The sequence below is a fragment of the Microcoleus sp. A003_D6 genome (genome assembly GCF_036702825.1).
Taxonomy (GTDB): Bacteria; Cyanobacteriota; Cyanobacteriia; order Cyanobacteriales; family Microcoleaceae; genus Microcoleus.
The window spans coordinates 1-15318 of the sequence record NZ_JAUBWA010000144.1 but is presented as its reverse complement, the minus strand read 5'-3'; the positions used below and the strand labels follow the sequence as shown (position 1 = coordinate 15318).

Here is a 15318-nt window from a genome sequence, read left to right as displayed (position 1 = left end):
TTACATCCGTTACATCCGTTACATCCGTTACATCCGTTACATCCGTTACATCCGTTACATCCGTTACATCCGTTACAAAATCCGTTGCCGAACTTCCTTTCTTCTGTGACTAAATGTTACAAACAAAGAAGAAAAAGTCTATTCAGGAGAATCCGCCTTGGTACTCTACAGCCCTCAACTTGAACCCAACCAGCAGCAAAACCTTTCTCCCATCGATGGTTTTGCGGGGCGGCACATTGGCCCGACACCCAGCGAAATCCAGCAAATGCTCGATGTTTTGGGCATTTCCAGCCTCAATGAGTTGATTGACAAAACGGTTCCTGCGGCGATTCGCATTTCTGAACCCCTACAACTTCCCGCAGCGCAAAGCGAGTACAGCGCTTTGGCAGAATTGAAAGAAATTGCTGCAAAAAATCAGGTATTTCGATCGTACATCGGCACAGGATATCACGACTGCATCACGCCCCCAGTCATCCAGCGGAATATCCTGGAAAATCCCGGCTGGTATACAGCTTACACTCCCTACCAAGCCGAAATTGCTCAAGGGCGATTGGAAGCTTTACTGAACTTCCAAACCATGATAATTGACCTCACGGGTTTGGAAATTGCCAACGCTTCTTTGCTGGATGAAGGGACTGCGGCGGCGGAAGCAATGGCGGTGAGTTACGGCGCCAGCAAAAATAAAGCAAAAGCGTTTTTTGTTTCCCAAGATTGCCACCCTCAAACTGTGGAAGTCGTGCAAACTCGCGCTAAGCCGCTGGGAATTGAGGTAATTGTCGGCGACCATCAAAGCTTTGAGTTCGATCGTACAATCTTCGGCGCTCTCCTGCAATACCCCGCCACAGACGGCGCAATTTACGACTATACCGATTTTATTCGATCGGCACACGAAGCCGGCGCATTAGTCACAGTAGCCGCCGACATTTTGAGCCTTTGCTTGCTCACACCCCCCGGCGAATTCGGCGCGGATATAGCCGTAGGAAGCACTCAGCGCTTCGGAGTGCCGATGGGATTCGGAGGGCCCCACGCCGCCTATTTCGCCACGCGAGAAGAGTTTAAACGGCAAGTTCCGGGGCGAATTGTCGGCGTTTCTAAAGATGCTAACGGCAAATCTGCTTTGCGTTTGGCCTTGCAAACTCGCGAACAGCACATCCGCCGCGAAAAAGCAACTAGCAATATTTGTACTGCTCAAGTTTTGCTGGCAGTGATGGCGAGTATGTATGCTGTTTATCACGGCCCGTCTGGACTGAAAGATATTGCTGAGAAAGTATGGAATTTAACTGCACTTTTGGCATCCGGCTTAAGAAGTTTCGGATACAAAATTGGTTCTCAACATTTCTTCGATACTTTGCGGGTCGAATTGGGAGATAAACCGCTGTCAGAAATTCTAGAAGCTGCTAAAAGTCGCAAAATTAATCTCCGAGTTTTTGATGATTCGACAGTGGGAATCACTTTAGATGAAACTGTCAGTGTTGAAGATGTGCAAGAGTTGTGGAAAATTTTTGCACAGGATAAAGATTATATCAGGGCGGACGGGCAGAATTCTCTCAACATTCCGCTGGATGCAGACGCATTGAGTGGCTATTTGACATTACCAGATTTTTGCGATCGCACCAGCAGCTATCTCGCCCATCCAGTTTTCAACAGCTACCATTCCGAAACTGAACTTTTGCGCTATTTGCACCGTTTAGAAGCCAAGGATTTATCGCTAAATACATCGATGATTCCTTTGGGTTCTTGCACAATGAAATTGAATGCAACAGCAGAGATGATGCCGGTGACTTGGGCGGAATTTGGCAAGATACATCCTTTTGCACCCCGGGATCAATCTCGCGGCTATCAAATGATGTTCGTGCAACTAGAACAGTGGCTGGCTGAAATCACCGGTTTTGCGGGAATTTCTTTGCAGCCAAATGCTGGTTCCCAAGGCGAATACGCGGGTTTGTTAGTTATTCGCCAATACCACGAACACCGAGGCGAATCTCACCGAAATATCTGTTTGATTCCCCAGTCAGCCCACGGTACAAATCCGGCTAGCGCGGTGATGGCGGGGATGAAAGTAGTTGCTGTCGAGTGCGATTGTCAGGGCAATATTGATGTTGCCGATTTACATAAAAAAGCGGAAAAACACAAAAATGAACTGGCGGCTTTGATGGTGACATATCCATCAACTCACGGCGTTTTTGAGGAAGAAATTAAAGAGATTTGCGATATTGTCCACAACTGCGGCGGACAAGTTTATATGGACGGCGCAAATATGAATGCTCAAGTTGGTTTGTGCCGCCCCGGTGATTTTGGTGCTGATGTTTGTCACTTGAATTTGCACAAAACTTTCTGTATTCCTCACGGCGGCGGCGGGCCGGGAATGGGGCCGATTGGGGTAATGTCTCATTTAGTGCCTTTCTTGCCTTCTACTGATGAAGAATTAAAATCTTACCCCCCCCAACCCCCCCTTGCTAAGGGGGGGAGCAACATCAAATCCTCCCTTCCTAAAGGCGAAATATCCCAATCAGTTGGTGCTGTTTCGGCGGCGCCTTGGGGAAGTGCTAGCATTTTGACTATTTCTTGGATGTACATTCGGATGATGGGAGGAGTTGGTTTAACTGAGGCGACAAAAGTAGCAATTCTTAATGCTAATTACATGGCGCATCGGTTAGAATCCTATTATCCGGTTTTGTACAAAGGGAAAGCTGGTTTGGTGGCGCACGAGTGTATTCTGGATTTGCGATCGCTCAAAAAAACTGCGGCTATTGAAGTGGAAGATATCGCTAAACGGTTGATGGATTACGGCTATCACGCGCCGACGGTTTCTTGGCCGGTTGCTGGTACGGTAATGGTGGAACCGACGGAGAGCGAATCGAAGCAGGAATTAGACCGTTTTTGCGATGCGATGATTGCAATTCGAGCGGAAATTGCGGAGATTGAAAAAGGTAATGTTGACGCGCAAAATAACGTCTTGAAAAATGCACCTCACACCGCAGAATCTCTGATGGTTGATGAGTGGAACCGTCCTTATACTCGCGCGCAAGCGGCTTATCCAACACCTTGGACTCGCGAATATAAGTTTTGGCCTGCGGTGGGGCGGATAGATAATGCGTTTGGCGATCGCAATTTTGTCTGTTCTTGTTTACCAATGGAGGCTTACACTTAAGAAACCGGGTTTTTCGCCCAAATTAAAACTGTTACCTAAATCTCGGAAAAAACCCGGTTTCTCAACCTCACCCAAAGGCCCAAGAAACCGGGTTTTTTCAACAATACCTAACTACCACCCACAAACTCCGAAAAAACCCGGTTTCTCAACCTCACGCGACAACTCAACAAAAATTCCCCCGTTTCAGCTATAATCAAAACCATCATCCCCACATCCTCACCAGCCACCATGAGGCACTGGCCCCCCGGACAACAACTGCACCAAGGCAAATACCTAATCGAAGAAATTCTCGGTTGCGGCGGATTCGGCGTCACCTACCGCGCCCAAAACCGTAAAGAAGGTAAAGCCGTCGCCATCAAAACCCTAAATGCCAACGTTCAAGGTAAACCAAACTTTCGCGAATTACAAACCAAATTTATCAACGAAGCATTATCTTTAGCCAAGTGCCGCCATCCCCACGTCGTCCAAGTTTACGAAGTATTTCCCGAAATGGCAGGAAATATGGAATTGTGGTGCATGGTGATGGAATTAATCGACGGGATTGACTTAGCAAGCCATCTTGAAGATAACGGCATTTTGTCGGAAGAGAAAGCTTTGCCAATTATTAAGCAAGTGGGAAGGGCCCTGAGTTTTGTTCACAAGCAAGGATTTACTCACCTTGATGTTAAACCCCAAAATACTATGCTCAGAAAGCGGGGTTTGAAAGCCGTTTTGATTGATTTTGGCTTAGCACGACAGATGACAGCACCGGGAAAATTGAGAACTAATAGCAATTCCGGGACTGAGTGTTACGCACCCATTGAATTATTAGAAAAACGTGCCGAACTAGGCGCTTATACAGATGTTTATTCCCTAGCAGCAACGCTTTATGTAATGTTGACGGGTGAGTTGCCGTTTCCGTCGCAATTCAGAAAGCAAAATATTGCTTTAACTCCGCCAAAGCAATTCAATTCTGAGATTAGCGATCGGGTGAATGTGGCGATTATGAAAGGGATGGAGTTGGAACCGCAAAATCGCCCGCAGTCGGTGCAGGAATGGTTGGATTTAGTTATGCCTAAAAAAGCTGATGATGAGGTAGAGTTAATTTCAGCCGTGGGGATGGATTATATAAACTTGCGAAATTTATTAGCAGCAGGAAAGTGGCAAGAGGCGGATGGGGAAACGACGAGAGTGATGCTGAAGGTGGCGGGTAGGGACGAAGAAAGATGGCTTGATGTAGAAAGTATTAATTTTCCCTGCGAGGACTTGCGTACCATTGACCAACTTTGGGTGAAATACAGTAATGGGCGCTTCGGCTTTTCGGTGCAGAAGCGTATCTATCAAAGTCTTGGCGGAACCAGGGAATACGATCCTAAAATATGGGAAGCGTTTGGCGATCGGGTAGGTTGGCGCGTGAATAGTGAATGGACGGAAAACTGGCAATATAACACCAAAGCACCAGAAGGAAACCTCCCGACACCTCCCGGCTGGGGTTGGTTGAGTTGGGTGGGCAGTTTTGATTGGTGTGGGGAGCGAATTCTAGTGGCGCTCTTCTCTCTTGTCGAGACTTGTAGAATGTAACATTTTGATTCGCAACGACATAAGAAAAGCTACCAGAAATGAGAGCATTTGACACTGGCATCAATAAATTTAAGCACAATTAACTTAGAGGTGAATCCCTGCCAATATTAACAGTCATTGTATTATCGTAAAAAACCAGCTTTCTGAACTCCCATCCATCTGTACGCTACCAAAAAGCGCACCTTTGTTAATAGCAAAAAAATCGTTCAGCGAGAAGCCAATCAAACTGCCGAAGCGGAATTTAAACAAGCTCTATCAAACACTATATCATAAATTAATGAATCCACGATTTTTATTGCAGTCTCCCGAAAATAAACCTCGTTGGCTGGTCCTATTTTTATTGGGTTTAATAGCCGCTTTGGCAATTGCCACAACCACAGTTTACTTCAAAATGCCGATCGCCCAAACTATCGGCCCGGCTTTGTCTGTTGATGTTACAGCCGATCGCCATTCCATCAGCCCCGACATCTATGGTATGAATGATTATGCCCTAGATCCCACACTCGCGCAAGAGTTACGAATTCCAGTAGAACGCTGGGGGGCTAATCACACCAGCCGCTACAACTGGTTAGTCGATTCTTCCAACAAGGGCGATGACTTCTTTTTCGTGGGTGGCGGCGACAATAAAAATCCTGTTCCCGGCGATTCTATAGATAAAATTGTCAAAACCAACCGCCAAAACGGCAGCAAAAGCATCGTTACAATTCCGATGATCGGCTATGTAAATAAATTTAGCACTTGGAACTGCGGCTTTAGAGTATCCAAATACGGCCCGCAAGAAAAAACAAATCCCTACATTTTTCCCGAAGGCGATAAGTGCGGCAATGGGAAGCGTCCAGATGGCATTTTAATCGCTGATAATAATCGCCTTGATGTCAGTATTATTAGCGACCCAGCTTTTCAACAAGCTTGGGTTCAACACGTAGTTAAAACCCACGGTACTGCTGCTAACGGCGGTGTGCAAATTTATCAAATGGACAATGAACCAAGCGGCTGGGGAAATACTCACCGCGATGTTCATCCAGAACCGACAAGTTACGATGAATTGCGCGATCGCACTTATCAATATGCCTCAATGGTAAAAGCCACAGATCCCACGGCTAAGGTACTCGGCCCGTCTGATTTTGGCTGGTTAGTCTATGTGGATTCTCTCGTAAAAGGCGATCGCGAAAAACACGGCGGTGTCTGGTTTGCGCGGTGGTACTTGCAACAAATGCGCGCTTATGAAAACCAAAAAGGTGTTCGGATTCTCGACTATTTCGACGAACACTACTATCCTGCGGCGGACGATACCTGTTTGGCCAATTGTCCCGCCGGCGATGCCAAAACCCAAGCGCTGCGACTGCGATCGACTCGTTCTCTCTGGGATGCTACTTATACTGATGAAAGTTGGATAGGAAAATACAATCCACCCTTAACAATTATCCCCCGGTTTCGAGAGTGGGTAAAACAGGATTATCCAGGTACAAAAATTGCCATTACTGAATACAATTGGGGCGGTTTAGAGTCGATTAACGGGGCATTAGCCCAAGCCGATGTACTGGGGATTTTTGGGCGGGAACAACTGGATTTAGCGACGCTGTGGGGGCCTCCAAAGTCTTCGGAACCGGGTGCTTATGCTTTCCGAATGTACATGAATTACGATGGAAAAGGCGGTAAGTATGGCGATACTTGGGTGCGCTCAGGTAGCACAGATCAAGGACTTTTGTCAATCTACGGAGCCGATCGCAGCAGTGATGGTACTTTGACCCTGGTAATTATTAATAAAACCAACAAAAATTTGACCAGCAACTTGAGTTTGAAAGGATTTAAACCTGCGGGGAAAGCTCAATTTTACACTTACAGTGAAGGGAATTTGGGGGCGATCGTCCGTCAGAGCGATTTAGGTGTCAGTGATACTGGATTCCAGGCAACTTACCCGGCTAATTCTATGACTTTGGTGGCTATTCCCAAGGCTAATTCTTAGCGGGACTTAACTTAACCCACGGAATTCACCCGCCAGAACCGGAATGATTAAAACGCAGAGGATACGGAGGAAGAGAAAAGAGAGATGAATAATTCTGACATTTTTAATCTGAAATTAGACCTGAAGCGTCCATGCGATCGCCCTCAGCATCCGAGTGTGTTAGTGGACAAATACAACTCTCCTGTCCCAGCCACTGCGATCCTACTTGATGTAACGCTACCATCACCGGTTGAATTTGGCGACCCTTGGGCGTGAGGGAATATTCGACACGGGGCGGAATCTCGGCATAAACATGGCGATCGACTAAGCCTTGAGATTCCAACTCTCGTAGGCGTTGGGTGAGGGTTTTGGTGCTGATGCCAGGAAGTGCCGCGAGTAATTCGTGGGGACGGCGATCGCCTCCAAACAGTTCGCGTAGAACCAAAATCGACCATTTATTGTCCAACAAATCGAGCACAAATTGAATCGGACATTTAACCTCTACGCACTGACTTGCTTCCACCATAAACTCCCTTCACAATAATTTCCATATTTCTTTAGAAATGGCTCAAGCGTCCTATTGGCTTCAATGCTTTACCTCAAGTAACTATAGGATACCACTGGTAACTGACTTGTGAGCGATCGCGGATTAAGGCAATGTGGTGCACAGTCATTAATTCCGAACAATCCACTCCTATGGTCAGTTCAATTAGTAAATCGGACTCGGCTGGTCTGCCATCCGGCATTAAAGCACCTGTTCAAGAAACCCTGTTAACACCGCGCTTTTACACCACCAATTTTGATGCCGTTGCCGAAATGGATCTGTCCGGGCAACAAGCGGAATTAGAAGCAGTTGTAGCAGAATTGCGCGCGGACTATAACCGCCACCATTTTGTCCGCAATCAAGAGTTTGAGCAATCCTGGGACAACATTGATGGCGAAACGCGAAAGGCATTTATTGACTTTCTAGAGCGCTCCTGTACCTCAGAATTTTCTGGTTTTCTGTTGTTCAAAGAACTCTCCCGCAAACTTAAGAATCGCCAACCGTTGTTATCGGAAGCATTTAGCTTACTGGCACGGGATGAAGCGCGTCATGCCGGTTTCTTGAATAAGGCGATGACGGATTTTGGGTTGTCTCTGGATCTTGGCTATTTAACAAAAAATCGTACCTACACATTCTTCCCTCCAGAATGGGTAATTTATACTGTTTATCTGTCGGAAAAGATTGGCTACTGGCGTTATATTTTGGTGTATCGCCATCTCGAACAACATCCAGAACATCAAATTTATCCCCTATTTCGCTACTTCGAGAATTGGTGCCAAGACGAAAATCGGCATGGGGATTTCTTTAAGGCGTTGTTGCGATCGCAGCCTAAGCTTTGGAATAACTGGCAGGCAAGACTCTGGGCGCGCTTTTTCCTTCTGACGGTGTTTGCCACCCACACAATGACGGTGTTGGAACGCTCCACATTTTATGACTCGATCGGCATCGACCCCCAGGAATATAACAAGCAGGTGATTCATCACACCAATGAAACGGCAAAACGGGCGTTTCCCAGTATTTTAGATACCCACCATCCAGAATTCTTTCCCCGTTTGGATCGATGTGCGATCGCCAATCAGAAGCTAGCAGCAATCTCAAGTAACCAGCGCCCTGCCGCCATCCAATTTTGCCAAAAATTACCCTGGATTGCTGTGATTGTGTGGCAGTTGTTGCGCCTTTATTTACTGCCATCGATTAATGCTGAAACGTCCAGAACCGCGATTAATTAGGAGATAAGATCGTGACTAATCTATCGACACGCCTCCGAGAAGGCACGATGCAATCCCACACCACAGCCGAAAATACGGCATTTATGAAATGCTTTCTGAAAGGCATTGTCGAACGGGAACCTTTGCGTAAACTATTTGCCGATTTGTACTTTGTTTACAGCGCCCTAGAAACGGCTTTGCAGAGCCATGTCAACCACCCGATTATCGGGACCCTCTATTTCCCTGAGTTAAATCGCACTGAGAATCTGGCTTGCGATCTAGCTTTTTATTACGGTGAAAATTGGCGGGAGGAAATTACGGCTTCGCCAGCAGGTTGCGTGTATCGCGATCGCATTCAAACCCTCTCAGAAACCGATCCAGTCCTGCTGGTTGCCCATGCCTACACCCGCTACATGGGTGATTTATCCGGCGGACAAAGCTTGAAAAACGTGATTCGACCGGCACTATCTTTGCCATCAAATCAAGGCACTGAGTTCTATGAATTCGACCAAATTTCAACACCAGAAGCAAGGCGGATATTTAAGGAACGCTATCGCCAAACCTTTGATAAGTTTCCGGTGGATGCTGACACGATCGAGCGAATTGTTGGAGAAGCAAATGCGGCATTTACGCTCAACCAAGATGTGATGCACGAACTAGAAGCTGATGTGAAAGCTGCGATCGGAGAACATACCTTTGATTTGCTGACTCGGCAAGATCGACCCGGCAGCACACAACGCCACTCTCATAGAGATGAACGAGAAGTCGTCGCGAAATAGATAGCTCAACAAAACAAAGATCCCGACATCTCTAAAACGGGTTGGGGTTCTAAATCTACACAACAACACTCAGGATAAATCGGTTCATGAAACAGTTATCACAAGCGGTTGAATTTGATACTGCATTGTTGAATAAATACAACCAGCCTTTACCTCGGTATACCAGCTATCCACCCGCCACCGAATTAAGCACTGACTTCGATCGCAACGCATTTAAAACCGCGATCGCCGTCGGCAATCACAAACAAACCCCCTTATCGCTTTACTGCCACATTCCGTTTTGTGAAACTCCCTGTTATTTCTGCGGCTGCAATACCATCATCACCCAACGCAAAGAGGTGGTAGAACCCTATTTAGGCTATCTCGCTCGCCAAATTCGCCAAGTTGCCAGTTTGGTGGATGCCGATCGACTGGTGCATCAGTTGCACTGGGGCGGTGGCACTCCCAATTATCTCGATCGAAGTCAGGTAGAGTATCTCTGGAACCAGTTAAATCAATATTTTCGGTTCGATGACGCGGCAGAAATATCGATCGAAATCAATCCTAGCTATATCGATCGCGAATACATTCTATTTCTGCGACAATTAGGCTTCAATCGGATTAGCTTTGGCATTCAGGATTTTAATCCCACCGTGCAGGAAGCTATCAATCGGGTGCAGCCCGAATGGATGTTGTTTGATGTGATGGATTGGATTCGGGAAGCAGGGTTTGAAAGTGTCAATGTAGATTTGATTTACGGCTTACCTTTCCAGACACAAACAACGTTCCAGGAAACGGTACAGAAGACATTGCAATTAAATCCCGATCGCATTGCCGTCTTTAATTTTGCCTATGTTCCCTGGCTCAAACCGATTCAGAAACGAATGCCGGAATCTGCTTTGCCGACTGCGGGCGAAAAGCTGAAAATTCTGCAAAGTACGATCGCCCAACTGACGCAAAATGGCTATGTGTTTATTGGTATGGATCACTTTGCCAAGCCTAATGATGAACTAGCGATCGCGCAACAAGCGGGACAACTACATCGTAATTTTCAGGGTTATACAACTAAGCCCGAATCGGATTTGTTGGGCTTTGGCATGACTTCCATCAGTATGTTGCAGGATGTGTATACCCAAAACCACAAGCGATTGAAAGACTTTTATCATGCGATCGATGCCAATGAATTACCCATCGAAAAAGGCGTTCGACTGAGCCAGGACGATCTGATTCGGCGGACAGTAATCATGGAATTAATGTGTCAATTCCAACTGTCGGTACCAGATTTGGAAGAAAAATACCACCTCGGCTTCGATCTCGATTTCAATGACTATTTCGCCCAGGAACTTCCCAAACTCGATGCCTTAGAAACCGATGGGTTAATCGAACGTTGGGGCGATGGCATTGAAGTAACGGCGATCGGGCGATTGCTGATTCGCAATATTGCATCTGTGTTTGATGCTTACCTCGGCGATCGTACAGGCGATCGCACAATCACAACGTTTTCCAAAGCTATTTGAGATTTTTAAATGCAAACAACTCCGACTCGATATCCGCTGGATTGGACTGCGGTATTCTTTTTCACCACAATTCATGCCATCGCATTTTTAGCACCTTGGTTCTTCTCCTGGTCTGCCGTGGGTATGACCCTCTTTTTGCACTGGTTATTTGGCAGTATTGGCATTTGTTTGGGTTATCACCGCCTATTGAGCCATCGCAGTTTTCAGGTTCCTAAATTGCTGGAATATGCGATCGCCCTGATCGGTGCCTTTGCTCTACAAGGAGGGCCAATTTTCTGGGTTGCGGGTCATCGGCTACACCACGCCTATACCGAGGATGTCGATCGAGATCCCTACTCTGCCCGTCGGGGGTTTTGGTGGAGCCATATGCTGTGGATTTTCTACCCCAATTCAGAATTCTTCGACTATGAACAGTACCAGCGGTTTGCCCCCGATCTGACACGCGATCGATTTTATTGCTGGCTGAATCGCAACTTTTTGCTGCTGCAAATCCCGCTGGGCGTACTGCTGTATGCACTGGGGGGATGGTCATTTGCGATCTGGGGAATGTTTGTCCGAGCTGTTTTGCTCTGGCATAGCACCTGGTTTATTAACTCGGTCACTCACCTTTGGGGATACCGTACCTTTGACACAAAGGACAACTCCCGCAATCTTTGGTGGGCGGCCATTCTCACCTATGGCGAAGGTTGGCACAATAACCACCACGCCCATCCTAACGTTGCCAAAGCAGGCTGGCGCTGGTGGGAATACGATCCGACCTGGTGGGCAATTTGGCTGTTAAAGAGATTGGGTATTGCCCAAAAAGTGGTGATGCCACCGACTCAAAATAGTACACCTTAGAATCAGAAAATTCCTGGACGCACGCGAAGTCAAAAACCCGGTTTCTGCGTCAATATCTCAAAGGAATAGCGACGATTTTCAGAGAAACCGGGTTTTTTGCGTAAGTATTAATCATAAATATAGGAGCTCAATCTGAAGCGATGTCTACAGTCACTACACCCTCCACTTCTGTTTACGGCCCAGTGCAATCCTGGCGCTTTGGGCGATCGCTAGGAATCGATCCGATCGGGCCAGATTCTAGTTGCTCGTTTAACTGTGTGTATTGCCAGTTAGGCGAGATTGAGTACCAGAGTTGCAACCGCCAGATTTTTGTCCCGACTCAGAAAATTCAACAGGATCTGCAATCCTTCCCTGTCTGCGATGTGGACACCATCACCCTCAGCGGTAGCGGTGAGCCAACTCTGGCGCAAAATTTAGGCGAAATTCTGGTCATGGCGAAGCAAATGACCGGGAAGCCGGTTGGCGTATTGACCAACGGCAGTTTGCTGGGCGATCGCGCGGTGCGTGAGGAACTGGCGATCGCCGATTGGGTAGCTGTCAAAGTTGATGCCATTTCTGCTGACACATTCCGTCGCATCAATCGCCCCATGCCAACCATCAACCTCCAGGAGATTTGGGCCGGTCTCCTCCAATTTCGCCAACTCTATTCAGGACACCTGGCAATTCAGACGATGCTACTCACCGAGTGGAACGAACAGGATCGGGCAGAGTACATCCGGCGGATGCAAGCATTAGGGCCGGACGAAATCCAACTCAACACGCCGACGCGACTTTGCCCGCTAACGCATCAGCTAGAAGCACGAGGGAACGATCTGCCCAATTCCTGTTTATATCCGACAAGGCAACTCAAGCAAGTCAATGCTGAAGTGCTACAGGTTTTTGCCGATCGCATTGAAAAATTAATCGGAATTCCAGTGCGTTACCCATTATTAAAACCAGAGGCAAAGAAGCGTTGAACCCGATCGCATTAAGCATCGACCATCCAAGCAACACACTTTTGCATTTGATTGCTCATTGTTTGTCGATCGGCATTATACCTCCGTCCGTGTCCCGGCAACACCCATTCAAATGAGTAATTAGCCAAATTCTGCATAGATTTAATTTGTTCCGTCCAAGAATACCAACAGGCATTACGAAAACCAATTAGCTGCTGCAAATTGTCCGACCAAGCGAGATGGTCGCCGCTAAACAAAAACTTGTGATTGTAAAGCAAAACTGTGTGACCTTTCGTGTGGCCGGGTACAGGTATAATCAACAAATCATCTGCTATTTGATGCGGTTCGCTGCCGGATAATTGAATTTCTACACTGCGAGTATCCGCGTTAATTTCGTCAGCATGAAGAATGCGATCGCACCCAAAATGGTCGCAGTATTTTTGATGGTCTGCTACGTCGTCGCGGTGAGTCAAATACAGATAGCGAATGCCGCCCATAGCTTCTATGTTTTTGACCAGCGGCGGCACAAAACGGGGAGAATCAACTAAAACATTGCCCTCTGGACGGACAATTAAATAGCTAGCAGCACCGTAGGATTTCTCTGAATGGTAGCCGCAATGGTAAACATTTTCTGTTACGAGTGCAGGCAACAGTTGCTGAACTTCTTTGATGCTTTTGGGTTTTTCAAGAGTGCCGATGGAACTTGTGGGACAAGACAAAAGGGCCGCGAGCGATCGCATTTCTTCAGTTTCATTAGTTGGCTGCTGGTAAACCGCAGACTGTTCTCCTGCTTGACCAAATACTTCAGGTGCCATCCACCGACAAGTATCGCAGTCAATACAGGTACTGTCTACATAAAAGTTACCGTTAATATTTTCACTACGCCTCCGATTAATGTTAGCCATTTTTCTACCTCTTAATAACCCATATAAATTATGGTAACTTAGTTTAACTAGAACCCCCGACATCCCCGTCTCACAGCACAAGTCGGTTAAAAATCACATCTTGCACCATTCTCAAGAACGGGCAAGATGCCCGTTCCACAAAAGATAAATTTCTTGTGGAACAGGCATCTTGCCTGTTCGTAAAAGGATTATTGACAATGGTGCAATATCTAAGTTTCAATCAACAATTCTACTGCTGCCGATCCACTGGAAAAGCACCCGCTTTCACCGCCACAGTAACAGGTTGTCCGCCGCGGCTCAATTCAAGTTGCAGATTGCTGCCTACTGTACTTTTCTCGACAATTTGCTGTACGCTGCCAGCATCGCTGACTTCTGCACCGTTGATTTTCTCGATCACATCAGCAACGCGAACTCCAGCTTGTGCCGCCGGAGAACCTTTGGCAATTCCGAGAACTAACACGCCTTTATCTTCAGTCAGCCTCAATTTGGGGTTGGGATTTTTATTGAATTCTGCCTTGACTTCGGGAGTAATGCTCAACATCCGAATGCCGAGATAAGGATGTTCGGCTTTACCTGTTGTTGCTAACTGGTTGGCAATTTGTTGTGCTCGATCGATCGGAATAGCAAAACCCAATCCTTGAGCGCCTTGAATAATCGCCGTATTCATGCCGATAACTTGACCGCGCTGGTTCAGCAGCGGGCCGCCGGAATTGCCGGGATTGATCGCAGCGTCAGTTTGGATAAAGCTGACGCGCTTGTCGGGAACGCCGACATCGGCGCTAGAACGGCCTGTAGCGCTAATAATGCCCACAGTCACAGTATTGTCCAAACCGAGGGGATTGCCGATCGCGATCGCCCATTCTCCCGGCTCTAATTCTTCAGATTTACCCAAACTCACCACAGGCAAATTGGTAGCTTCTATTTTAACAACAGCCACATCAGTAACTGTATCTACGCCTAAAACTTTGCCGACAAATTCGCGACCGTCCTTCAGTTTTACCGTCACCGTATCTGCACCGTCAACAACGTGAGCGTTAGTCAAAATGCGGCCGTCGGAACCAAAAACAAAACCCGAACCGGAACCCCGTTCTACCCGATTTCCCGGTTGAACGGGAGATTCGGAGCCGAAGAAGCGGCGGAATTGCTGGGGGATCTCATCTGGAACTTGGTTCTTCACCGTGCGAGAAGAATTGATCCGCACCACTGCCGGGCCGACTTCCTGCACTACTTTAGTGACAAAATTAGAGTCTTGAGAGGGCAGTATATTTGCAGGCAATGCTGAGATTGGCGCTGCATTTGCCGGTTCAGATTTGATGGCGTTAGAACTTCCAGGAACTTGAGAAGTTAGGGCGTTGCACCCAACAGTTGCGGTGGAGCCGAGCAAAACGAGGGATAAAAAAGCCAGTTTTTTCGGCACAGAAAAACGGCGAGAACGCTGAGATGTGGCAGGCATATTTTTGGTTGACAGAGGATTGATTTGGTGAGAGTTAGAGCGAGAGTTATAATTAGGGTTTTGCATTTTTAGTACCTACTGTAATTAAATTAGAACTAAAGGCTCTTTAATTTTTATTCAAGCATTTGTTAGAGGTGATTGCCTGGTGGGGTTTACCCTACACGGTGAGGTGGAAACCGGACTATCGCAGGCAAATTGTGGATTCCAGCTTTTGAGCGCGATCGCGAACTCAGGTAGCACTGGCGAATTACCTCACACTTCCACAATCAAGACTACGATCGCAGATCGGGATATTCCGCATTGGCATGAAATATTCACAGGATTGATATCCGAACTCTACAACAGTCATGGACTCGCAAAAGCTCGGTTAATACCAATTTAATGTGAAGTTGCACATATCTCGATCCCCCTAAATCCCCCTTAAGAAGCTATGCTTTATAAACATCTTTCTTAACAAAAAAGTTGACAAAAGTAACTACTTATGTAAGAGCGACTGGGAATC

The 15318-nt window shown here is 47.0% G+C and carries 12 protein-coding genes; 9 read left to right on the top strand and 3 right to left on the bottom strand.

Annotated features, from left to right (window positions below; translation table 11 throughout):
• The first annotated feature begins 157 nt into the window (after positions 1–157).
• The 3 genes from gcvP to QUB70_RS27700 all read left to right on the top strand — a co-directional run bounded on the left by gcvP (position 158) and on the right by QUB70_RS27700 (position 6677).
• Entirely contained in the window at positions 158–3151 is a 2994-nt protein-coding gene (gene gcvP, locus QUB70_RS27710; RefSeq protein ID WP_332984759.1) for an aminomethyl-transferring glycine dehydrogenase, read from the top strand.
• Positions 3152–3379: 228 nt separating this feature from the next.
• Positions 3380–4711, top strand: a complete 1332-nt coding sequence (locus QUB70_RS27705; RefSeq protein WP_332984758.1) for a serine/threonine-protein kinase — start codon at positions 3380–3382, stop codon at positions 4709–4711.
• A gap of 277 nt (positions 4712–4988) precedes the next feature.
• The gene (locus tag QUB70_RS27700; protein ID WP_332984757.1) at positions 4989–6677 is read left to right on the top strand and encodes a glycoside hydrolase family 44 protein; all 1689 of its coding nucleotides are present in this window, start codon (positions 4989–4991) and stop codon (positions 6675–6677) included.
• A gap of 103 nt (positions 6678–6780) precedes the next feature.
• On the opposite strand, the gene QUB70_RS27695 is transcribed toward QUB70_RS27700, so the two are convergent.
• The gene (locus tag QUB70_RS27695; RefSeq protein WP_332984756.1) at positions 6781–7182 is read right to left on the bottom strand and encodes a winged helix-turn-helix transcriptional regulator; all 402 of its coding nucleotides are present in this window, start codon (positions 7180–7182) and stop codon (positions 6781–6783) included.
• Positions 7183–7352: 170 nt separating this feature from the next.
• On the opposite strand from QUB70_RS27695, the gene acsF reads away from it, so the two are divergent.
• The 5 genes from acsF (at position 7353) to QUB70_RS27670 (ending at position 12479) form a co-directional block, all read left to right on the top strand.
• Positions 7353–8429 (top strand): magnesium-protoporphyrin IX monomethyl ester (oxidative) cyclase, encoded by a 1077-nt coding sequence (acsF, locus tag QUB70_RS27690; RefSeq protein WP_332984754.1) that lies wholly within the window; start codon positions 7353–7355, stop codon positions 8427–8429.
• An 8-nt stretch (positions 8430–8437) separates the two neighbouring features.
• Positions 8438–9187 carry a biliverdin-producing heme oxygenase gene (locus tag QUB70_RS27685; RefSeq protein WP_332984760.1) on the top strand — a complete coding sequence of 250 codons (750 nt, stop codon included), beginning with the start codon at positions 8438–8440 and terminating at the stop codon, positions 9185–9187.
• An 86-nt stretch (positions 9188–9273) separates the two neighbouring features.
• On the top strand, positions 9274–10683 hold the full coding sequence (gene hemN, locus QUB70_RS27680) for an oxygen-independent coproporphyrinogen III oxidase (protein WP_332984752.1): 1410 nt from the start codon (positions 9274–9276) through the stop codon (positions 10681–10683).
• A gap of 9 nt (positions 10684–10692) precedes the next feature.
• Positions 10693–11523 carry an acyl-CoA desaturase gene (locus QUB70_RS27675; RefSeq protein ID WP_332984751.1) on the top strand — a complete coding sequence of 277 codons (831 nt, stop codon included), beginning with the start codon at positions 10693–10695 and terminating at the stop codon, positions 11521–11523.
• A gap of 140 nt (positions 11524–11663) precedes the next feature.
• Positions 11664–12479, top strand: a complete 816-nt coding sequence (locus QUB70_RS27670; protein WP_332984750.1) for a radical SAM protein — start codon at positions 11664–11666, stop codon at positions 12477–12479.
• An 11-nt stretch (positions 12480–12490) separates the two neighbouring features.
• Here the strand turns inward: QUB70_RS27670 and QUB70_RS27665 are convergent, their stop codons facing one another.
• Positions 12491–13363 carry an MBL fold metallo-hydrolase gene (locus tag QUB70_RS27665; RefSeq protein WP_332984748.1) on the bottom strand — a complete coding sequence of 291 codons (873 nt, stop codon included), beginning with the start codon at positions 13361–13363 and terminating at the stop codon, positions 12491–12493.
• Positions 13364–13592: 229 nt separating this feature from the next.
• Complete coding sequence (locus QUB70_RS27660; protein WP_332984747.1) at positions 13593–14882, bottom strand: HhoA/HhoB/HtrA family serine endopeptidase; 1290 nt, start codon at positions 14880–14882, stop codon at positions 13593–13595.
• A 79-nt stretch (positions 14883–14961) separates the two neighbouring features.
• On the opposite strand from QUB70_RS27660, the gene QUB70_RS27655 reads away from it, so the two are divergent.
• Positions 14962–15198 (top strand): hypothetical protein, encoded by a 237-nt coding sequence (locus QUB70_RS27655; protein ID WP_332984745.1) that lies wholly within the window; start codon positions 14962–14964, stop codon positions 15196–15198.
• Positions 15199–15318 lie beyond the last annotated feature (120 nt).

What these genes read in the sequence shown, in the direction of transcription:
- QUB70_RS27695 (WP_332984756.1), bottom strand. Translation starts at nt 7,182, where the DNA reads ATGGTGGAAGCAAGTCAGTGCGTAGAGGTTAAATGTCCGATTCAATTT.
- QUB70_RS27700 (WP_332984757.1), top strand. Translation starts at nt 4,989, where the DNA reads ATGAATCCACGATTTTTATTGCAGTCTCCCGAAAATAAACCTCGTTGG.
- QUB70_RS27675 (WP_332984751.1), top strand. Translation starts at nt 10,693, where the DNA reads ATGCAAACAACTCCGACTCGATATCCGCTGGATTGGACTGCGGTATTC.
- QUB70_RS27705 (WP_332984758.1), top strand. Translation starts at nt 3,380, where the DNA reads ATGAGGCACTGGCCCCCCGGACAACAACTGCACCAAGGCAAATACCTA.
- QUB70_RS27660 (WP_332984747.1), bottom strand. Translation starts at nt 14,882, where the DNA reads ATGCAAAACCCTAATTATAACTCTCGCTCTAACTCTCACCAAATCAAT.
- QUB70_RS27665 (WP_332984748.1), bottom strand. Translation starts at nt 13,363, where the DNA reads ATGGCTAACATTAATCGGAGGCGTAGTGAAAATATTAACGGTAACTTT.
- QUB70_RS27670 (WP_332984750.1), top strand. Translation starts at nt 11,664, where the DNA reads ATGTCTACAGTCACTACACCCTCCACTTCTGTTTACGGCCCAGTGCAA.
- acsF (WP_332984754.1), top strand. Translation starts at nt 7,353, where the DNA reads ATGGTCAGTTCAATTAGTAAATCGGACTCGGCTGGTCTGCCATCCGGC.
- hemN (WP_332984752.1), top strand. Translation starts at nt 9,274, where the DNA reads ATGAAACAGTTATCACAAGCGGTTGAATTTGATACTGCATTGTTGAAT.